This is a genomic window from Sphingobium sp. EP60837 (assembly GCF_001658005.1).
GTDB classification, from domain to species: Bacteria; Pseudomonadota; Alphaproteobacteria; order Sphingomonadales; family Sphingomonadaceae; genus Sphingobium; species Sphingobium tyrosinilyticum.
Map to the genome: position 1 here is coordinate 2,171,735 of NZ_CP015986.1, position 18,604 is coordinate 2,190,338.

The following is an 18,604-nucleotide window of genomic DNA, read 5'->3' on the forward strand; positions in this document are numbered from 1 at the left end:
CGAAAAGCTACCGCCCACCTCTCAAGGTTCAGTAAGCGCGATATCCATATCCGCGAGCGCCAGCCGCAACAGCTCCGTCATCGCCGCTCGCGCCGCCGCCGTGTCGCGGGAGGCAATCGCCTCGAAAACCGCGCGATGATCCGGCAGCGGATCGCGCGGCGGCGCTGACTTCCGCTGCTTGAACATGGTCGTCCAACTGACCGCCGCGCCCACGGAGCTTGCCAGCGCCGCCAGCGCTTCATTCTGCGTCGCGGCCAATATCGCATTGTGGAACTGCTGATCCGCCGCGCGCCCTTCCTCGGTCGCCAGCCCATGCTCGCCCATCGTCGAGAGCGCTGTCTCCATGGTCGCCAGTTGGGCATCGGTCCGCCGCCGCGCCGCGAGTTCCGCAGCCGATGGTTCGATCAGGCCGCGCAGTTCGAACAGGTCGCGCACAAAGGCGGGGTCCGGCTCGCCCGCGAACATCCAGGCCAGCATCTCCGGGTCCAGCACATTCCATCGGCTGCGCGGCAGCACGCGGGTGCCCGCCTTGGGGCGGCTTTCCAGCATGCCCTTCGCGATCAGGATGCGCACGGCCTCGCGATAAGCGGTGCGGGACACGCGAAGCCGCTCGGCTGCCTCGATCTCGCCTTCGAACAGCTCGCCGGGTCTGTATTTTCCCGCGACGATCGCGCTGCCCAGCTGCCGGGCGATCGCCTGGTGGATGCGAAGGCCGCCCTCCTCATGTCCGAACATGCGTTCAGCTGAATGCTTGCCTTCGCTGCCCAACGCTCGCTCCTTGCCAGTCATCGAACGCCAGCCGTACGGCAATGCCGCTCTCAAAGAAAGTCGCCCGCAGCCGCCGTCCGCCGATGCTCGCCTGACCGCTCAATGATTGTCGCGCGGCAGGCCCTTGGTCTGGGCGATACGCTGATATTTCTCCGCCCCTTCCAATATCGCGCCGCTGTCGAGTTGCCCGACCAGCGCGCGCTGAATCTCCTGCCATGGCGTCTGCGAGGCGGGGTAGGGGTAGCCCCCCTCGGCCAGCAGAGCCGATCGCCGCGCAGACAGTTCTTCATCCGAAATCAGCACATTCACCATGCCTGCATTCAAGTCCATCCGCACCCGATCGCCGGTCCGCAGCAGCGCCAGGCCACCCGTGGCCGCCGCTTCTGGCGAGGCGTTCAGGATCGAGGGACTGCCGCTGGTGCCTGATTGCCGCCCGTCGCCGATGCAGGGCAGGGCGCTGATGCCCTCCGTGATCAGATATGCGGGCGGCCGCATGTTCACCACCTCCGCCGCGCCGGGATAGCCGATCGGCCCCGCGCCGCGCATGAACATCAGCGTGTCGGCCGTGATGCCCACCGCCGGGTCATCGATCCGCGCATGATAATCCTCCGGCCCGTCGAATACGACCGCAGGCCCTTCAAAGGCATTGGGATCATTGGGATTGGACAGATAACGCTGGCGGAACTCGTCGCTGATGACGCTGGTCTTCATGATCGCCGCGTCGAACAAATTGCCGGAGAGGACCAGGAATCCCGCCTCCTCCTTGATCGGCTGGGCGAAGGGCCGGATGACCTTCTCATCCTCGATCGCGGCGTCCCGGCAATTCTCGCCCATGGTCCTGCCGTTGACGGTCATCGCCCCCTCGCGGATCAGGCCCTGGCCGATCAACTGCCCGACCACCGCAGGCACGCCGCCCGCATGATAATAATCCTCGCCCAGATATTCGCCCGCCGGCTGGAGGTTCACCAGCAGCGGGACCTTATGCCCCACTGCCTCCCAGTCCTTGAGCGGCAGTTCGACCCCGGCATGGCGCGCGATCGCCGCCAGATGGATCGGCGCATTTGTCGATCCGCCGATCGCCGAATTCACCACGATCGCATTATGGAATGCGTCCAGCGTCAAGATGTCGGAAGGTTTCAGATCCTCCGCCACCATTTCGACGATGCGCTTGCCGGTGCGATAGGCGGCCTCCTGCCGATCGCGATAGGGCGCAGGGATCGCCGCCGATCCGGGCAGCATCATGCCCAGCGCCTCGGCGAGGCTGTTCATCGTCGTCGCCGTGCCCATGGTGTTGCAATAGCCGGTCGAGGGCGCCGACGACGCCACCAGCTTGATGAAGCCCTCATCGTCGATCTTACCTGCCGCCAGCAACTGCCGCGCATGCCAGACGATCGTGCCCGATCCCGTCCGCTCGCCCTTGTGCCAGCCGTTCAGCATCGGTCCCACCGACAGCGCGATCGCGGGGATATTGACCGTCGCCGCCGCCATCAGCAGCGCGGGTGTCGTCTTGTCGCAACCAGTGGTCAGCACCACGCCGTCGATCGGATAGCCGTACAGCGCCTCGACCAGCCCCAGATAGGCGAGGTTCCGGTCCAGTCCCGCGGTCGGCCGCTTGCCCGTCTCCTGGATCGGATGAACGGGAAATTCCAACGCGATGCCGCCCATCTCCCTTATGCCCTCGCGAATCCGCTCCGCCAGCACCAGATGATGACGGTTGCATGGCGACAGGTCGCTCCCGGTCTGCGCAATGCCGATGATCGGCCTGCCGCTCCGCAATTCCTCAAGGCTGAGGCCGAAGTTCAGGTAGCGCTCCAGGTAGAGTGCGGTCATGTCGATGTTGTCGGGGTTGTCGAACCAGGCGCGGCTGCGCAATTTCCGGTCGGCAGGGAAGGATACGGCCATGAGAACATCCTGAAAAGCTAGGGCTGTGCAACAGATTGACGTCTTCGCTCGGTCAATATACTCATACAAATAGACAGACAAGGATGGATTGCATTCTCCCGTGAAACCGTTAGCCCAGCAGCACACAGGTCCCCAGATATGAGCGGTTATGACGTCGTCGGCGATTGGGGCACGAGCCGACTGCGCCTGTTCCGCATCGAACAGGGTGAGGTTATTGCGCGCCTCGAGGGTCCCGGCATTGCTGCGGTCGGCGCGAATGCGGAAGCAGCCTTCGCAGACAGCATCGCGCCTTGGCTCGACGGTGGCATGCCCGGCAGCATTCGCCTCTGCGGCATGGCCGGTGCGCGCGACGGCTGGGTGGAGGCGCCCTATGCCGATTGTCCCGCTACTTCCAGCGACTGGCGCTCCGCCGCAGCCCGGTTCGACTGGCGCGGCGTGCCCGTCACCATCCTCGCCGGGCTCGCCTGCACCAGCAGCGATGGCGTGCCGGACGTCATGCGGGGCGAGGAGACACAGCTGTTCGGCGCCATCAACCGCCACCCCCATCTGGCCGATGGCCGCCAACTGATCGTCCTGCCCGGCACGCACAATAAGTGGACGCTGGTCGAAGATGGCCGCATCCTCACCTTCCGCACGGTTCCCACTGGCGAACTCTACGCGCTGCTGCATGGCCAATCGACGCTGGGCGCCAAGTCGAAACCGCACAATCCTGCCGAAGAAGGCGATGGCTTTGCCGAAGGTCTTGGCCGCGCTGGGCAGGGCGGTCTGCTCACCAGCCTCTTCGCCGCACGGTCGATGCGGCTGCGCGCCGGACGGTCTTCCGATTGGGCGGCTGCCTATCTTTCCGGCCTGCTGATCGGATGCGAGATTGCGGAGGTCACCGCGATGCTCGGGGAGGCAGGCAACATCACCCTGATCGGCGATCAGCGCCTTTGCACCCACTACGCGCAGGCGCTGGAAGCGCAGGGCCTTACCACCCATATGCTGGACGGCGACGATTGCGTGCTCGCCGGCCTCACCCTTCCGGAGAATGACGCATGACACTCGACGCCCTGCTCGCGGATGGCGCGCCCCCGATCGCCGCCATCCTGCGCGGCCTGCGTCCCGAAGAAGCCCCCGCGATCGGCGCGGCGCTTATCGATGCGGGGATCCAAATTCTCGAAGTGCCACTGAATTCACCCGACCCGCTGGAGAGCATCGGTGCACTTCAGCAAGCTTTCGGAGCTAAGGCTCTGATCGGAGGCGGCACGGTGCTGACGGTCGATGCGGTGGAGGATCTGCACCGCGTCGGCGGTCGCATCATGGTCACGCCCAATACCGACGCAGCCGTGATCGCGCGCGGCGCGGAACTCGGCCTTGAACTGCTGCCCGGCTTTCTGACCCCCAGCGAGGCATTCGTGGCCGTCAAAGCAGGCGCCCGCCGCCTGAAACTTTTCCCCGCCGCGCAGCTCGGCCCCGCCTATGTTAAGGCGGTGAAGGACGTTCTTCCCCGCCATGTCGGCCTCTGGGCGGTAGGGGGCACCGGCGCAGATACGATCGGTCAGTGGCTCGCGGCGGGCTGCGAAGGCATAGGCGTCGGCGGCGCTCTATACCGCCCCGGCGACAGCGCGGATGTGGTCGGGGAACGTGCCGCAGCCTTGGTCGCCGCCTGGCGCGCGATTTAGCGGATAAGACCTCCTACGCCTCCCCGTTCGTATCGAGCGAAGTCGAGAAACGTGAAGCGCGCGCTCTAATCCGTTTCTCGACTTCGCTCGATACGAACAGAGGTTTGTGGCCGTCACGTATCTCAGTCAATTTGTCGAGGGCCAAGCCCGCCCATTACCCCACCTGCCGCGTCTCTTGCCGGTCCAGCATTTCCCGTACCTTTCCCGCCAGATCGGCATAGGTGAAAGGCTTGGTCAGCAACTCGACGCCCGGGTCCAGCCGCCCGTGGTGGAAGATCGCGTTGCGTGCATAGCCGGTCGCGAACAATATCTTGAGATCCGGCCGCCGAAGCGCCGCTTCCCGCGCCACGTCCGCGCCCGTCATCCCGCCGGGCAGCACCACATCGGTAAAGAGCAGATCGACCGGCGGTGTGGCGCGGTCCAGCGCATCCAGCGCGGCTGCGCCGTTATTGGCCTCTATCACGCGATAACCTAGTTCGTTCAGCACCTCGACGGCATAGGCGCGCACCTTGTCGTCATCCTCGCATACCAGCACCGTTTCATGGCCGCCGCCATGCGGTAACCGTGGGCTTCCCTCCGCCCGGTCATTGGCTGGCACAGGCCCATGATGGCGCGGCAGGTAGATCTTGATGCTGGTCCCCTGACCGACCTCCGAATAGACGCGGATATGACCGCCCGACTGTTTGATGAAGCCATAGACCATCGACAGGCCCAGGCCCGTGCCGCGTCCGACCTCCTTTGTCGTGAAAAACGGCTCGATCGCATGTCGCAACGTATCGGGGTCCATGCCGTGGCCCGTATCCGACATGCTGATCAGCACATATTGCCCCGGCGTCACCTCTTCTTCCTGGGCGGCATAATGGTCGTCGATGTGCGTGTTGGCGACTTCGATCGTCAGCTTGCCGCCACCCGGCATCGCGTCGCGCGCGTTGACTGCCAAGTTCAACAGCGCATTTTCCATCTGGTTGACGTCGATCTCCACCGGCCAGACGCGCGCCGTCTGGATCGTCTCCACCTCGATCGTCTCGCCCAGCGTGCGCCCCAGTAGGTCCGACATGCCACTGACCAGCCGATTGGGATCGGCTCGCTCGGGCGTCAGCGGCTGGCGGCGGGAAAAGGCCAGCAGCCGCTGCGTCAGCATCGCGGCCCGCTCGGCCCCGGCCATCGCATTTTCCGCCGCCCGGCGCAGTCGATCGTTGTTCTTCAGGCCGCGTTGCAAAAGTTCCAGATTGCCGGTCACGACCTGTAGCAGATTGTTGAAGTCATGGGCGACGCCGCCGGTCAGTTGGCCCAGCGTCTCCATCTTCTGCGCCTGCCGTAGCGCCGCCTCCGCCTCTGCCAGCGCCCTGCTATGAGCGCGCTGCTCGGTAACGTCGCGCGCTACGCAATAGATTAGTCCATTGTCGGGCACCGCCGTCCAGCTGAAGTTGCGATAGCTGCCATCCTTCGCCCGAAAGCGATTTTCGAACCGCAGCGTCGGCACCCCTTGCTGCAGCGTCTCCAGTTCGTTGCGTACGCGCGCGACGTCCTCGGGATGCTCCATCCATTCCGACGTCCGGCCGATCAGTTCGTCCTCGCTCCAGCCCAATATGTCCGTCCAGGCGGGGCTGGCCGACAGCCATGTGCCCGTCATGTCCGCCACCAGGAAAGGGTCTCGCGCCAGCGTCCACAAACGATTGCGTTCGGCCAGCATTTCGCGCTCGGCCTTCACGCGTTGCGTGGTTTCGCTGACGATGCACAGCGCGCCGCCGATGGACCCGTCGCTTTCGAATACGGGCGAATAGCTGATGTCGAAAAACACCTCTTCGCCTCGACCGCCGTCACGCTCGATATAAAAAGGGCGGTCCTTTGCATGGACCGTCTCGCCTTTCTCGACGACGGACAGCAGCAGGGGCTCAAGATCTTGCCACAACTCGGCCCAGCCTTCGCGCGCGGGGCGGCCCAGCACGGCGGGGTGCTTGTCGCCAATGGTCGGGGCATATGCTTCATTGTAAAGCGCGCAAAGATCCGGACCCCAAAACAGCACGATCTCGGCCTTGGACGACAGCATCAGTCGCACTGTCGATATCAGGGCGGGCGACCATTGATCGACCGGACCCAATGGCGACTGTTCGCCGATACGGGTGGTCAGTTCGCCTAGCGGGCCTTGCGCCGCGATCATCCCGGCGATGTTGTTCGCCGCCGTCATCGATTATCCTCTGTTAAGAACCGCATAGACAGGGATACGCCTGTCTGTTGAATTGTATCCCGCTCGCGCGGGCCGCTGCGACCTTTTGTCCATGGGTCGCCCTCTTGCAACAATCGGGGCATCGGCGCATGGATCGCCGTCATGACCGCCATCGCTCTCCGTCGCCCGGCCATGTCCGCTCCCCGCCCTGCATCCATCGCCCGCTGGCTGCTTGCTGTCGCGGCGCTGGTTTTCTGCATGGTGGTGGTCGGCGGCATCACGCGCCTGACCGAATCGGGCCTTTCGATCACTCAGTGGAAGCCCATTGCCGGGGCCATTCCACCGATCACGCACGACCAGTGGATGGAGGCGTTCCGCCTCTATCAGCAGATCCCCGAATATCAGCAGCTTCGGCAGGGCATGACCCTGTCCGATTTCCAGTTCATCTTTTTCTGGGAATGGGTGCACCGGCTGCTCGGCCGCCTGATCGGCGTCGCTTTCGCGCTGCCCCTGCTGTGGTTTGCCTGGCGCCGGGCCATCCCTATCGGTTATGGTCTGCGCCTTGTCGCGCTGCTCGCGCTCGGCGGGCTTCAGGGTGCGATCGGCTGGTGGATGGTGAAATCCGGCCTCTCGGTGCGCACCGATGTCAGCCATTACCGGCTCGCCATTCATCTCCTGACGGCGCTCTTCATCATGGGCGGGCTCATCTGGACCGCCCTCGATCTGCGCGCGGTTGCGCGTGATCCATCCGCCCGACCTGCAATCCTGCCGCCATTTGCGCTGCTCGTGCTGCTGGTCCTGTTCGTCCAGCTGCTGTTCGGCGCTTTCACCGCCGGGCTGGACGCGGGTTATGTCTCCAATAGCTGGCCGCTCATGAACGACCATTTGGTGCCTGAGGGCATCGAGTGGCTGGGCTCGCTCTGGGCTACGATCTCCAACGACCCCTATCTCGTCCACTTCATCCACCGTTGGTGGGCCTGGGTCGCAGCCGCCATGCTGATCCTGCTCGCGCGCAAGGCAAAGCGGGCGGGGCAGCGTGGCGCGTCGATCGCGATCAATGCCGCTGTCGGGACGCAGGTTGCGCTCGGCATCGCTACGGTTGTCAGTGGCATCGCTCTGCCGCTCGCGGTGCTGCATCAAGCGGTCGGCGCGCTGGTAGTCGCGTCTGCCGCCTGGGGCTCGCATGCCGTGGGGGCGCGCCGGGCATGAGCGGGGTGGCGCTCGTCTATACGCTGTTCGGTTCGGCCGAAGCCGCCGAGCGCGTCGCGCGCCAGCTTGTTGAGGAGCGTCTGGCCGCATGCGCCAACATATTGGCTCAGGGCACGTCCATCTATGAATGGAACGGCGTCCTGGAAATGTCGGCCGAGGTGCCGGTGCTGTTCAAGACCACCCCGTCGCGCCGCGACGCGCTGATGGCGCGGATCGCCGAACTTCACGACTATGATGTGCCTGCAATCCTCGCTCTGCCGGTCGAAATGGCCGATCTCAGCTACGCAAAATGGGTCGCCGAGCAGATCGCGAAATGACGGGTATTATTTTACCCGTCAGGAAAGTGGCCGAATCTCTTGACTTCTGAAGGTGTGCCGGTCATTAGCGCCCATCTTTGAACGCCCTCAAAACACGTTCAATTCACTATTTCATTCTGGAGATTGGCACCATGAAGGCGCTGATGAAGACCACTAAGCCGGCAACCCCGGCCACGGTCGAAAAGAAGTGGATCCTGATCGACGCGGAAGGTCTCGTCGTCGGCCGCCTCGCCTCGACCGTCGCGAACATCCTTCGCGGCAAGCACAAGACGTCCTTCACCCCCCACGTTGATTGCGGTGACAATGTCATCATCATCAACGCGGACAAGGTGAAGTTCACCGGCCGCAAGCTTACCGACAAGGTCTATTACAAGCACACAGGCTACGCCGGCGGCATCAAGGAAACCACGCCTGCCAAGATTCTGGAAGGCCGTTTCCCCGAGCGCGTCCTTGAAAAGGCCGTTGAGCGCATGATCCCCCGTGGTCCGCTCGGCCGTCAGCAGATGCGCAACCTGCGCATCTTCGCCGGTGCTGAACATCCGCACGAAGCGCAGAACCCCGAAGTGCTCGATTTCGCGTCGCGCAACCGCAAGAACAAGGTGGGTGCATAATGTCCGATAACCGCCAGTCCCTGTCCGACCTCGCGTCGCTGACCGCCAACGCTCCGGCCGCTGCCGATGCCGTCGCTGCTGACGCCCCGATCGCTCCGGTTCAGCCCTCGGCTCCGCTGCGCGCCCAGGAAATCGACAGCCTCGGCCGCGCCTACGCCACCGGCCGCCGCAAGGACGCCGTCGCCCGCGTCTGGGTGAAGCCCGGCACCGGCAAGATCACGGTCAACGGCCGCGATCAGGAAGTCTATTTCGCCCGTCCGACCCTGCGTCTGGTCATCAACCAGCCGTTCGGCGTCACCGAGCGTGAAGGCCAGTATGACGTGATCGCCACCGTCAAGGGCGGCGGTCTGTCGGGTCAGGCCGGCGCCGTGAAGCACGGCATCGCCCAAGCTCTGTCGAAGTACGAACCGGCGCTGCGCAGCGCGGTCAAGGCGGAAGGCTTCCTGACCCGCGACAGCCGCGTCGTCGAGCGTAAGAAGTACGGTAAGGCCAAGGCCCGTCGTAGCTTCCAGTTCTCGAAGCGCTAAGCTTCTACTCGCAAGAGTTTTTGGAAGGGGGCTGGGTTTCTGGCCCCTTTCTTTTTGCCTTATGCCGTTGCGTCCCCGTATCGGTGGCAACCTTTCCTTCCTCCGGGTTGTTGATCTGCCGTAGCTAACGACAGGAGGACCCGATGGGCGAACTAACCGACAAGGCGAAGGCCGCTGGCAACAAGGCGGCTGGCGCCATCAAGGAAAGCGTAGGCCGCAATCAGGGCGATGCCGACCTGGCCGCCGAGGGCAAGGCGCAAAAGGCCAAGGGCACGGCGCAGGATATCAAGGGTTCGATCAAGGGCGCGCTCGGCGACGACATCTGATCGAAACCTTCACTAAACCAAGGGCCTCGCCGGTGGCGGGGCCTTTCTTTTATCCCAAGGCACCCGCCCCGCTGGTCCTCTGCGCCCCATCTTCTGAAGCGCGTAGATAGTCCTGCACATCCCGCCGCAATTCACCCGCGCATAGATAGAGCGCGATGACATTGGGTATGGCCATCAGGAAGAAACTGCTGTCCACAATGTCCACCACCCGGCCCAGATCAATCGCCGCCGCCGGGGGCAGGGCGATGATGTAGAGAATCTTGTAGCTCCACTGCGCCTTCGGCCCGTTGCCGAACAGATAACCCCAAGCCTGCAAGCCATAAAAGCCCCAGGCCACCAGCGTCGAATAGGCGAACAGCACCACGACTACAGCAAGCAGCCAAGGGAACCAGGGTGACACCTGTGCAAAGGCGGCGGAGGTGATGGCTATCCCCTCCAACCCTGACCGCCATGTGCCCGCGACCACCAGGGCCAAGCCGCCGGCAGCGCATACGATCATCGTGCCCAGCAGAGGTTCGAGCAGGGCCACCAGCCCTTCCGACACCGGATGGCGCACCCGCGCCAGGCTGTGCGCCATCACGGCGGAGCCCACACCCGCCTCGCTTGCGAACACCGCTCGCCGCATTCCCGCGACGAACGCGCCGACAGCGCCGCCCGTCGCCGCGGTGCCGTTCCACGCGCCTTGCCAGATCTCGGCCAGCGCGCCCGGAATCGCAGGCGCATGAAATATCAGCACAGCCGCAACCCCGGTGAGATAGACCGCCACCTTAAGCGGCGTGAGCCGCTTCGCCACCTCGCCCAGCCAAGCCGCGCCGCCGAGCGTTACTAACGCAACCGCAGCAGCAAGCAGGACGCCGTAAGCCCAGCCGTTGGACAGCCCCGTCACCACCTTCACCTGGGCAAAGCTCTGATTGACCTGAACCATCGGGATCGCCCCGAACAGCGCGAAAAAGGCATAGAGACCGCCAAGCGCCAGTCCGAAGCGGGGCCATCCCCGCGCCGCGCCCACCGCGCGCAGCACATACATGGGGCCGCCATGCACATGCCCGCGGCTGTCGAAGGTCCGGTATTTGAGGCCCAACGTTACCTCGGCCATTTTCACGGTCATCGCGAACCAGCCGATGACGAACATCCACAGGATCGCACCCGGCCCGCCCATGGTCAGCGCCACAGCGACCCCAGCGATATTGCCTAAGCCAATAGTCCCGGCCAGCGCAGTAGTCAGCGCACCCCATTGGCTAATGTCACCCTTCGCCTGGCCAGGGCCTGGTTGCGTCCGCAAGATGCGCAGCGCTCTTCCAACGGCGCGCACATTGGGAAAGCCCAGCCAGATCGTGAAGAACAGCATCGGCACAGCCAGATAGAGCACGATCAGTTCGATCTGCGCGCCCAGCAGCGGCACCTTGAGAAAGACGGCGCCCGCCAGCGCGTCCACCGCTGCATTGAACCCGTCCATCTGCTAAGGAATGACTGGTCTCCGGTGGAAAGTCGAACAAAGATTGCTATGGATGACGGCAGCTTAGGTCGCTTTGCGGGACGAGAATCATGAGCAGGCGTTATTTCGGCACCGACGGTATCCGGGGCCGCACCAACCAGTGGCCGATGACGGCCGAACTGGCGATGAAGGTCGGTATGGCCGCGGGCAAGCATTTCCAGCGCGGCAGTCACCGCCACCGTGTGGTGATCGGCAAGGACACGCGCCTTTCCGGCTATATGGTCGAAAACGCCCTTGTTGCGGGCTTCACCGCCGTTGGCATGGACGTCGTCCAGTTCGGCCCGATCCCGACGCCTGCGGTGGCGCTTCTCGCCCATTCGATGCGCGCGGACCTGGGCGTCATGATCTCCGCCAGCCACAATCCCTATGCCGACAACGGGATCAAGCTGTTCGGCCCTGACGGATACAAATTGTCCGACGAGGATGAGCTGAAGATCGAGGCGATGCTGGAGCAGGATATTCCGCTGGCGGCTCCTTCCGACATCGGCCGAGCCCGCCGCGTGGAGGACTCGCGCGGCCGCTACATTCACGCCGTCAAATCCAGCTTCCCCGCGGACCTGCGCCTCGACGGGCTGAAGATCGTCGTCGATTGCGCCAATGGCGCAGCCTATCAGGTCGCTCCCTCTGCCTTGTGGGAATTGGGCGCGGAAGTGATCGCGATCGGGGTCACGCCCAACGGCGTCAACATCAACGACGCATGCGGATCGACGTCTCCGCTCCTGTGTCAGGAAACGGTCGTGTCATCGGGAGCCGATATCGGCATAGCCTTGGATGGCGATGCAGACCGGCTGATCGTCGTGGATGAAAAGGGCCAGATCGTCGATGGCGACCAGATCATGGCGCTCATCGCGGGCAATTTCGCTCGCGACGGGTCGCTGCGCGGTGGCGGGCTGGTGGCGACGGTCATGTCCAATCTCGGCCTGGAACGGCATCTTGCGGGCCAGGGCATCAATCTGGAGCGCACGAAGGTCGGCGACCGTTATGTGTTGGAGCGGATGCGCGAGGGCGGCTTCAATGTCGGCGGCGAACAGTCCGGTCATATGATCCTGTCCGACTATGCGACGACCGGCGACGGCACCGTGGCCGCGCTGCAGGTGCTGGCGGCGCTTGTCCGCGCGGGCAAGCCTGCGAGCGAAGTGCTGCATCAGTTCGATCCAGTGCCGCAGCTCCTCAAAAATGTCCGCTTTTCGGGCGGCAAGCCTTTGGAGCATGAGGAGGTGAAGCGCGTGATCGCGCAGGCCGAGTCGGAACTCAACGGCTGCGGCCGCTTGGTCATCCGTCCTTCGGGTACGGAGCCGGTGATCCGCGTGATGGCCGAAGGCGACCGCGAGGATCAGGTGAAGGACGTCGTCGAACGCATCTGCAACGCCGTCGCGAGAGTGGCTGCGTGAGCTTTCCATTCCCTCGTTATCCCAGCGAAGGCTGGGATTTCCTTCGGATGAGTCGTGTCCTTCGTCCAAAGATGCCGGCTTCCGCTGGCATGACGGGGTTCGGCCATGCTTGAAATGCGCCCCGACTGCGAGCGCTGCGGCGCCGACCTGCCCGCCGACGAACCGGGCGCGTTCATCTGCTCCTTCGAATGCACCTTCTGCGCGCCTTGTGCCGAGGTGCTGGACGATCGCTGCCCCAATTGCGGCGGCGAGTTGATGGATCGTCCCACCCGCATGGGCGATGCGCTCGCCCGTCATCCCGCAACCACCCAACGCCGCCATAAGGCATGACGCCCGCACGCATATTGATCATCGCCGGATCGGACAGCGGCGGCGGCGCGGGTATCCAGGCGGATATCCGGACGGTGACGCTGCTCGGCGGCCATGCCATGACGGCGATCACCGCGATCACCGCGCAGAACACGCTGGGCGTGCAGGGCGTCCATGCCGTGCCAACGCCCATGGTGGTGCAGCAGATGGACAGCGTCCTCAGTGACATCGGCGTCGATGCGGTAAAGATCGGCATGATCGGCTCTGCTGAAACCGCGGCCGCAGTTGCGGACCGGCTTGCCCAGTTAGAACATGTGCCGATCGTCTTCGACCCCGTCATGGTCGCGACCAGCGGCTCGGCCCTTGCGGACGAGTCGACGATCGCTGCTTTCGAACAGTTGATGAGCATCGCGACGCTGGTCACGCCGAACATCCCGGAACTGGAAGCCTTGGGCGGGGAAGAGATCGCCCTTCGCTTCGATACCCATGTGCTGGCCAAAGGCGGCCATGGCGAAGGGACGATGCTCACCGATCGGTTGATCGGGCCGCAGGGCGTGCGCAAGGCGTGGAGCAATAAACGGATCGACACGCCGCATACGCACGGCACGGGTTGCACGCTGGCCAGCGCTATTGCGACCGGCTTGGGGCAGGGCTTGGATCTGATCGACGCCATCGATCGCGCGCGCAAATATGTCCGTGAAGCATTGGTCTTGGCGCCCGGCCTAGGGCAGGGACACGGGCCGATGGGCGCGCCGTTCGGATTTCACTTCCATGCCTGATTTCGCGCATGAGCTTCTGCATCATCCCGGCCTCGTCGCTGGGGTGGATGAAGCGGGCAGGGGTCCGCTGGCGGGACCGGTGGTCGCCGCTGCCGTTATCCTCAGGCAGGACGATTGCCCGGACGGCCTCAACGACAGCAAGCAACTGACTGCTGCCCGCCGCGCGGTGCTGGAGGGAGAAATCAAAGCGCGCGCCCTCTGCTGGGGGATTGGCATGGCTTCGGTCCAGGAGATCGACAGCCTCAACATTCTCTGGGCGACGATGCTGGCGATGACGCGGGCGATGGAAGCGTTGAGCCATGACTGCGCCCATGTCCTGGTGGACGGCAACCGCTGTCCCAAATGGCGCTGGACATCGACTGCCGTTGTGGAAGGCGACGCCAAATGCCTGTCCATCGCCGCTGCCTCGATCCTGGCAAAGGAAGCGCGCGACCGGATGATGATCGAGGCGGCTTCCTCGCATCCCCATTATGGCTGGGAAACGAACAAGGGCTATGGCAGCCCGATGCATCTGGCTGCGCTGCGGGAACATGGGCCGACGCCGCTCCATCGCCGCAGTTTCGCTCCGGTTGCCCAATTGATGCTGCTTTAGTTAGAAGGCCGCGCCGCGTCCCATGACGGGATGATCGCCACCACATCGTCGTAAATCCGGGCTGGCACGGCGGCTGCAGATGGTTAAGAAAGACTTAATGCGCTTTCTGCCAGCCCTTGCCCTGCTTAGCATTTGCGTCATGTCGCCGTGGATTAAACCGGCCGAGGCGCAACCAACGGCGATCGATAGCGAGCCGCTGGCAGCGGGTAGTTATCGTTGGCTGGAGGAGGGGCCTTTCGACGGTCCGCTCTACCTGATCATCAGCATCGAGCGGCAGATGGTCCATGTCTATAGTGGCGACCGACTGGTCGGCATGGCCAGCGTATCGACCGGCACGAAGGGGCATCGCACGCCCACTGGCGAATATGCGATCCTGCAAAAACGGGAATGGCACAGGTCGAACATCTACAGCAATGCGCCCATGCCTTTCATGCAGCGTCTGACCTGGGACGGCATCGCGCTGCATGCCGGGCACAATCCGGGCTATCCGGCAAGCCATGGCTGTATTCGCCTGCCGCAAGCCTTCGCGCGCAAACTCTTTGCCCTCACGCAGATTGGAACACTGGTGCGCGTGAATGCGGATGATTTGAGGCCAGCACTGATGCTCGACATGTTGGTGCTTAACGATCCCGGCACGGCTGTCGTGACCTTCACGCCCAATGCCCAGCCTCCGCTTTTGGAGAAAGCTCTGGTGGAATTGGCCACCCGCGACGCGCCGATGCTTGCCATAGACCCCAGCGTGTTCCAACCCCGACTTCGCCGCTGGTAGGGGCATTCTCCCTCTCCCCGTCAGGGGAGAGGGCCGGGGAGAGGGGAGCGCACTATCGCCAACCGGTCTTATAGCGTCCCCGACCTCAACGCAGGCCGCTCGAGACTAGGCGTAACCCAATGGCCACAGGCTTCTAAAAAAACATCCTATTTTCTCAAACAGGCATCCATTTAGCCTGTCCTATTCCGCCTCAGCGCGCCTATCCCGCCCCCTCTTTGAAACGTCTGATAAATCATGCCCTCACGCCTACGCGCGCCCAGGCACGCGCGCGCATACACTGTGAACTTCGGCATAAATCGGTCGCGTGCTGCCGCGCAGCTTGCCCGCCACGAACCCGCCAGATCGGTTCAGGCCGCGTCCCGCAAATCGGCATTGGCGAGCAACCATGCGGGTGGTTTGCCGCCATTTCTCCTGGAACCGTTCGGTTCGAACAGGCTTCGAGCGTGTCGAGAAGCCGTTATCGAGAACCGGTTGCGCAGCGCCATGTTCTCGACAGGCTCAAACCCTTCACTCGAAACGAACGGAACTGATATGCCCGTTCATGGTCGCCAGGGAATATCTGAGGATGAGGGCCATCCCGCGCGTTCCGGCGCAAGACTTAAGAAGCGGCCGCCACCGGGCCTGGGGGCGACCGCTTCCCAACCCCCCGCTCGGGGGTTGTCTTGTTACGCAGCTTCTGCCGTTTCCGCCGAAGCAGGCAAGCGAATGAGATAGTCGAAGGCAGAAAGCGCCGCGGTCGAACCCGCACCCATGGCGATCACGATCTGCTTATAGGGCACGGTCGTGCAATCGCCGGCAGCGAATATCCCTGGCTGGCTCGTTTCGCCACGCGCGTCAATCTCGATCTCGCCATGCGGGGAAAGGGCAACCGCGTCCTTCAACCATTCGGTGTTGGGGACGAGACCGATCTGAACGAAAATGCCCTCCAGCTCGATGTCATGAGCGGTGCCGTGGTTGCGATCCTTGTACGACAGGCCAGTCACCCTCGCGCCGTCGCCCTCCACCTTGGTCGTCATGGCCGAGGTGATGATGCGCACATTGGGCAAGCTCGCGAGCTTCCGCTGCAGCACCGCGTCGGCGCGCAGCTGGCTGTCGAACTCGATCAGCGTCACGTGAGCAACGATGCCGGCAAGGTCGATTGCCGCTTCGACACCGCTATTGCCGCCGCCGATCACCGCCACTCGCTTGTCCTTGAACAAAGGTCCGTCGCAGTGCGGGCAATAGGCAACGCCCTTGTTGCGATATTCCTCTTCGCCGGGCACGCCCATCTGCCGCCAGCGCGCCCCGGTGGACAGGATGACGGTGCGGCCCTTCAGGCTCGCGCCATTTTCCAGCACGACCTCATGATAGCCGCCTTCGGTTTTGGCTGGGACCAGCTTTGCCGCCTTTTGCAGGTTCATGATCTCGACATCATAATCCTTCACATGCGCCTCCAATGCCGAGGCGAGCTTGGGACCCTCGGTGCGGCTGACCGAGATGAAATTCTCGATATCCATCGTGTCGAGCACCTGGCCGCCGAACCGCTCCGCTGCGATGCCGGTGCGGATGCCCTTGCGCGCAGCATATATGGCCGACGCAGCGCCCGCAGGACCGCCGCCGACGATGAGGACTTCGAAGGGGTTTTGCTTACGGATCTTCTCCGCTGCGCGGTCGGCCGCGTCGCTGTCGATCTTCGCGACGATCTGCTCCAGCTCCATGCGGCCGCTAGCGAACGGTTCGCCATTCAGGAAGACGGTCGGCACGGCCATGACCTGGCGTGCATCGACTTCCTCCTTGAACAGCGCGCCATCGATGGCGACGTGTCGGATGCGGGGGTTGAGAACGCTCATCAGGTTCAGCGCCTGCACCACATCGGGGCAGTTCTGGCATGAAAGCGAGAAATAGGTTTCGAAGGTGAAGTCGCCATCCAGATCCTTGATCTGATCGATGACATCCTGCGCCGCTTTGGACGGATGGCCACCGACCTGCAGCAGGGCCAGAACCAGCGAGGTGAACTCGTGGCCCATGGGAATGCCGGCGAATGTCACGGCAATGTCCGTGCCTGCGCGGCGGATCATGAAGCTGGGCTTGCGCTTGTCATGCCCTGCCAGCACCAGCGACACCTTGTCCGACAGCTCGGCGATCTCGTTCAGCAGTCCTTCCAGTTCGCGCGACTTCGCGCCCTCGTCCAGCGATGCCACCAGCTCGATGGGCTGCGTGATGTTCGCCATATAGGCCTTGAGCTGGCCTTTGAGATTTGCGTCCAACATCTTCTCATAGCTCCATTGAATTGACGCACCGGTCCGGGGCGCGCAGGTCCGCTTGCCGGTGCGGTACGACCCCAACGCCCGGCATGACAGCGGTTAAAATGTCAGAGGGAAACCCCCGCCGGGCCGGGGAGTTGCTCGACCCGGCCCGGCGAAAGGTCAGGTAGAGTTAGATCTTGCCGACGAGGTCGAGCGAAGGAGCCAGGGTTTCTTCACCTTCCTCCCACTTGGCCGGGCACACTTCGCCGGGGTGAGCGGCGACATATTGTGCAGCCTTGACCTTGCGCAGCAGTTCGGTCGCGTTGCGGCCGACGCCTTCGGACGTGATTTCCATGAACTGGATCACGCCTTCCGGATCGACCAGGAAGGTGGCGCGGTCGGCCAGGCCTACGCCCGGGCGCATCACGTCGAAATTGTTGGTGATCTGGCCCGACTGGTCGCCCAGCATATAGTAGCTGATCTTGCCGATTGCCGGCGAGGTGTCATGCCATGCCTTGTGGCTGAAATGCGTGTCGGTCGAAACCGAATAGACTTCGACGTTCAGCGACTGCAGCGTCGGGTAGATGCCGGCCAGGTCTTCCAGTTCGGTCGGACAGACGAAGGTGAAGTCGGCGGGGTAGAAGAAGAAGATCGCCCACTTGCCCTTCACGTCGGCGTCGGTGACATCGACAAACTTGCCTTCCTTGAAAGCGGTGGCTTTGAACGGCTTGATAGGGGTGTTGATAAGCGCCATGGGCTTTCCAGTTCCTTCTGAGGGGTTGCTGTTGCCCGGCCTATGTAGGGGCGTGGAGGGGAAGGGGGAAATTGCTTTTCTTCACTCCGCTGATTGAGAAAAGCGATCAACGGCCCAGGTATTGATCGACTGACCCGTCCCTCGGCTTTTGGATGACATAGGTCATAGCTTCCTTCACCATTGCGAGCGCCTCCTCGATCGTGAAGGTCGAGGAATCCAGGCAGAGTTCCAGCCATAGCCCATCGACCATCGCCGTTAGCCCGATCGCGGCGATGCGCGCGTCCGGGCGAGGAATTTGCGGCGCCGCCTCTCGCAGCAGCACCTCCAGACGCTCGCGCGACCCCCCATAGGTCTCGGCATGGGTCGCCGCGATTTTCGGACTGGTCTTCACCAGACTCCAGAAGGAAATCCAGGTCGCGAGCAGATTGGGATCGAGCACTGGCGGCTGAAAATTGGCGCGCAAATAGGCCCATAGCCGGTCCATGGGGTCCGGCCCCGCCGCGGCGACGGCCTGCTCCATGGCAGCCGCGACCTTTTCCCCCACGTCGCGATAGGTCGCGAGGATGAGAGCATCGACACCATCGAAATAATGGGTGAGCAGACCCGCCGAAACTCCGGCGCGCGAGCATATCGCCCGTACGGACGTCGCGCCCACCCCCTTTTCAGCAAGACAGCGCGCCGTTGCTTCTATCAGCGCCTGCCGTCTTACATCGGGCGATTCCCTGACAAAGCGCGCCCGTCCCTGTATCCTGCCCAATCGGCCTGCAGTCTTGTGCTCCACGTCTCTTTTCCCGTCACC

General features: G+C 63.5%; 19 protein-coding genes. 12 read left to right on the forward strand and 7 right to left on the reverse strand.

Annotated features, from left to right (window positions below):
* Window positions 1-21: 21 nt before the first annotated feature.
* Entirely contained in the window at window positions 22-768 is a 747-nt protein-coding gene (locus EP837_RS10520) for a FadR/GntR family transcriptional regulator (protein WP_066529196.1), read from the reverse strand.
* 99 nt (window positions 769-867) lie between these two features.
* Window positions 868-2,670 carry an IlvD/Edd family dehydratase gene (locus EP837_RS10525; protein ID WP_066527212.1) on the reverse strand — a complete coding sequence of 601 codons (1,803 nt, stop codon included), beginning with the start codon at window positions 2,668-2,670 and terminating at the stop codon, window positions 868-870.
* A 138-nt stretch (window positions 2,671-2,808) separates the two neighbouring features.
* Here EP837_RS10525 and EP837_RS10530 point away from each other — a divergent pair, with 138 nt between their 5' ends.
* Window positions 2,809-3,711: a 2-dehydro-3-deoxygalactonokinase gene (locus tag EP837_RS10530; RefSeq protein WP_066527215.1), complete on the forward strand. Its 903-nt coding sequence runs from the start codon at window positions 2,809-2,811 to the stop codon at window positions 3,709-3,711.
* A complete protein-coding gene (locus EP837_RS10535) occupies window positions 3,708-4,334 on the forward strand; it encodes a 2-dehydro-3-deoxy-6-phosphogalactonate aldolase (protein ID WP_066527218.1) in 627 nt (208 codons plus the stop codon). Before EP837_RS10530 ends, EP837_RS10535 begins: the two co-directional genes overlap by 4 nt.
* Window positions 4,335-4,488: 154 nt before the next feature.
* Here EP837_RS10535 and EP837_RS10540 read toward each other — a convergent pair whose 3' ends face one another.
* The gene (locus tag EP837_RS10540) at window positions 4,489-6,522 is read right to left on the reverse strand and encodes a hybrid sensor histidine kinase/response regulator (protein ID WP_066527219.1); all 2,034 of its coding nucleotides are present in this window, start codon (window positions 6,520-6,522) and stop codon (window positions 4,489-4,491) included.
* 141 nt (window positions 6,523-6,663) lie between these two features.
* Here EP837_RS10540 and EP837_RS10545 point away from each other — a divergent pair, with 141 nt between their 5' ends.
* The 5 genes from EP837_RS10545 (at window position 6,664) to EP837_RS10565 (ending at window position 9,491) form a co-directional block, all read left to right on the forward strand.
* Window positions 6,664-7,710: a COX15/CtaA family protein gene (locus EP837_RS10545; protein ID WP_066527222.1), complete on the forward strand. Its 1,047-nt coding sequence runs from the start codon at window positions 6,664-6,666 to the stop codon at window positions 7,708-7,710.
* The gene (cutA, locus tag EP837_RS10550; protein WP_066527223.1) at window positions 7,707-8,027 is read left to right on the forward strand and encodes a divalent-cation tolerance protein CutA; all 321 of its coding nucleotides are present in this window, start codon (window positions 7,707-7,709) and stop codon (window positions 8,025-8,027) included. The genes EP837_RS10545 and cutA overlap by 4 nt, the downstream gene beginning before the upstream one ends.
* A 131-nt stretch (window positions 8,028-8,158) precedes the next feature.
* A complete protein-coding gene (rplM, locus tag EP837_RS10555; RefSeq protein ID WP_082919614.1) occupies window positions 8,159-8,638 on the forward strand; it encodes a 50S ribosomal protein L13 in 480 nt (159 codons plus the stop codon).
* Window positions 8,638-9,165 carry a 30S ribosomal protein S9 gene (rpsI, locus tag EP837_RS10560; protein WP_082919615.1) on the forward strand — a complete coding sequence of 176 codons (528 nt, stop codon included), beginning with the start codon at window positions 8,638-8,640 and terminating at the stop codon, window positions 9,163-9,165. Before rplM ends, rpsI begins: the two co-directional genes overlap by 1 nt.
* Before the next feature lie 143 nt (window positions 9,166-9,308).
* The gene (locus EP837_RS10565; RefSeq protein WP_066527225.1) at window positions 9,309-9,491 is read left to right on the forward strand and encodes a general stress protein CsbD; all 183 of its coding nucleotides are present in this window, start codon (window positions 9,309-9,311) and stop codon (window positions 9,489-9,491) included.
* A 49-nt stretch (window positions 9,492-9,540) separates the two neighbouring features.
* On the opposite strand, the gene EP837_RS10570 is transcribed toward EP837_RS10565, so the two are convergent.
* Window positions 9,541-10,947, reverse strand: coding sequence for an alanine/glycine:cation symporter family protein (locus EP837_RS10570; protein WP_066527228.1), 1,407 nt, complete (start codon window positions 10,945-10,947; stop codon window positions 9,541-9,543).
* 89 nt (window positions 10,948-11,036) lie between these two features.
* Here EP837_RS10570 and glmM point away from each other — a divergent pair, with 89 nt between their 5' ends.
* The 5 genes from glmM to EP837_RS10595 all read left to right on the forward strand — a co-directional run bounded on the left by glmM (window position 11,037) and on the right by EP837_RS10595 (window position 14,826).
* Window positions 11,037-12,377 (forward strand): phosphoglucosamine mutase, encoded by a 1,341-nt coding sequence (gene glmM, locus EP837_RS10575; RefSeq protein WP_066527230.1) that lies wholly within the window; start codon window positions 11,037-11,039, stop codon window positions 12,375-12,377.
* Between the two features lie 105 nt (window positions 12,378-12,482).
* Entirely contained in the window at window positions 12,483-12,707 is a 225-nt protein-coding gene (locus EP837_RS10580; RefSeq protein ID WP_066527232.1) for a DUF1272 domain-containing protein, read from the forward strand.
* On the forward strand, window positions 12,704-13,465 hold the full coding sequence (gene thiD / locus EP837_RS10585) for a bifunctional hydroxymethylpyrimidine kinase/phosphomethylpyrimidine kinase (RefSeq protein WP_066527234.1): 762 nt from the start codon (window positions 12,704-12,706) through the stop codon (window positions 13,463-13,465). The genes EP837_RS10580 and thiD overlap by 4 nt, the downstream gene beginning before the upstream one ends.
* Window positions 13,458-14,057, forward strand: a complete 600-nt coding sequence (locus EP837_RS10590) for a ribonuclease HII (RefSeq protein ID WP_066527236.1) — start codon at window positions 13,458-13,460, stop codon at window positions 14,055-14,057. The genes thiD and EP837_RS10590 overlap by 8 nt, the downstream gene beginning before the upstream one ends.
* Window positions 14,058-14,196: 139 nt before the next feature.
* A complete protein-coding gene (locus EP837_RS10595; RefSeq protein WP_066527239.1) occupies window positions 14,197-14,826 on the forward strand; it encodes a L,D-transpeptidase family protein in 630 nt (209 codons plus the stop codon).
* A gap of 665 nt (window positions 14,827-15,491) precedes the next feature.
* Here the strand turns inward: EP837_RS10595 and ahpF are convergent.
* From ahpF to betI, 3 genes are all read right to left on the reverse strand, one after another.
* A complete protein-coding gene (ahpF, locus tag EP837_RS10600) occupies window positions 15,492-17,075 on the reverse strand; it encodes an alkyl hydroperoxide reductase subunit F (RefSeq protein ID WP_066527241.1) in 1,584 nt (527 codons plus the stop codon).
* Between the two features lie 166 nt (window positions 17,076-17,241).
* Window positions 17,242-17,805 (reverse strand): alkyl hydroperoxide reductase subunit C, encoded by a 564-nt coding sequence (gene ahpC / locus EP837_RS10605; RefSeq protein WP_066527243.1) that lies wholly within the window; start codon window positions 17,803-17,805, stop codon window positions 17,242-17,244.
* Window positions 17,806-17,911: 106 nt separating this feature from the next.
* On the reverse strand, window positions 17,912-18,586 hold the full coding sequence (gene betI / locus EP837_RS10610; protein ID WP_066527248.1) for a transcriptional regulator BetI: 675 nt from the start codon (window positions 18,584-18,586) through the stop codon (window positions 17,912-17,914).
* Window positions 18,587-18,604 lie beyond the last annotated feature (18 nt).

Excerpts from the sequence above, each read along its gene's own strand:
- EP837_RS10525 (WP_066527212.1), bottom strand. The coding sequence starts at position 2,670 with ATGGCCGTATCCTTCCCTGCCGACCGGAAATTGCGCAGCCGCGCCTGG.
- EP837_RS10530 (WP_066527215.1), top strand. The coding sequence starts at position 2,809 with ATGAGCGGTTATGACGTCGTCGGCGATTGGGGCACGAGCCGACTGCGC.
- EP837_RS10535 (WP_066527218.1), top strand. The coding sequence starts at position 3,708 with ATGACACTCGACGCCCTGCTCGCGGATGGCGCGCCCCCGATCGCCGCC.
- EP837_RS10540 (WP_066527219.1), bottom strand. The coding sequence starts at position 6,522 with ATGACGGCGGCGAACAACATCGCCGGGATGATCGCGGCGCAAGGCCCG.
- EP837_RS10545 (WP_066527222.1), top strand. The coding sequence starts at position 6,664 with ATGACCGCCATCGCTCTCCGTCGCCCGGCCATGTCCGCTCCCCGCCCT.
- cutA (WP_066527223.1), top strand. The coding sequence starts at position 7,707 with ATGAGCGGGGTGGCGCTCGTCTATACGCTGTTCGGTTCGGCCGAAGCC.
- rplM (WP_082919614.1), top strand. The coding sequence starts at position 8,159 with ATGAAGGCGCTGATGAAGACCACTAAGCCGGCAACCCCGGCCACGGTC.
- rpsI (WP_082919615.1), top strand. The coding sequence starts at position 8,638 with ATGTCCGATAACCGCCAGTCCCTGTCCGACCTCGCGTCGCTGACCGCC.
- EP837_RS10565 (WP_066527225.1), top strand. The coding sequence starts at position 9,309 with ATGGGCGAACTAACCGACAAGGCGAAGGCCGCTGGCAACAAGGCGGCT.
- EP837_RS10570 (WP_066527228.1), bottom strand. The coding sequence starts at position 10,947 with ATGGACGGGTTCAATGCAGCGGTGGACGCGCTGGCGGGCGCCGTCTTT.
- glmM (WP_066527230.1), top strand. The coding sequence starts at position 11,037 with ATGAGCAGGCGTTATTTCGGCACCGACGGTATCCGGGGCCGCACCAAC.
- EP837_RS10580 (WP_066527232.1), top strand. The coding sequence starts at position 12,483 with ATGCTTGAAATGCGCCCCGACTGCGAGCGCTGCGGCGCCGACCTGCCC.
- thiD (WP_066527234.1), top strand. The coding sequence starts at position 12,704 with ATGACGCCCGCACGCATATTGATCATCGCCGGATCGGACAGCGGCGGC.
- EP837_RS10590 (WP_066527236.1), top strand. The coding sequence starts at position 13,458 with ATGCCTGATTTCGCGCATGAGCTTCTGCATCATCCCGGCCTCGTCGCT.
- EP837_RS10595 (WP_066527239.1), top strand. The coding sequence starts at position 14,197 with ATGTCGCCGTGGATTAAACCGGCCGAGGCGCAACCAACGGCGATCGAT.
- ahpF (WP_066527241.1), bottom strand. The coding sequence starts at position 17,075 with ATGTTGGACGCAAATCTCAAAGGCCAGCTCAAGGCCTATATGGCGAAC.
- ahpC (WP_066527243.1), bottom strand. The coding sequence starts at position 17,805 with ATGGCGCTTATCAACACCCCTATCAAGCCGTTCAAAGCCACCGCTTTC.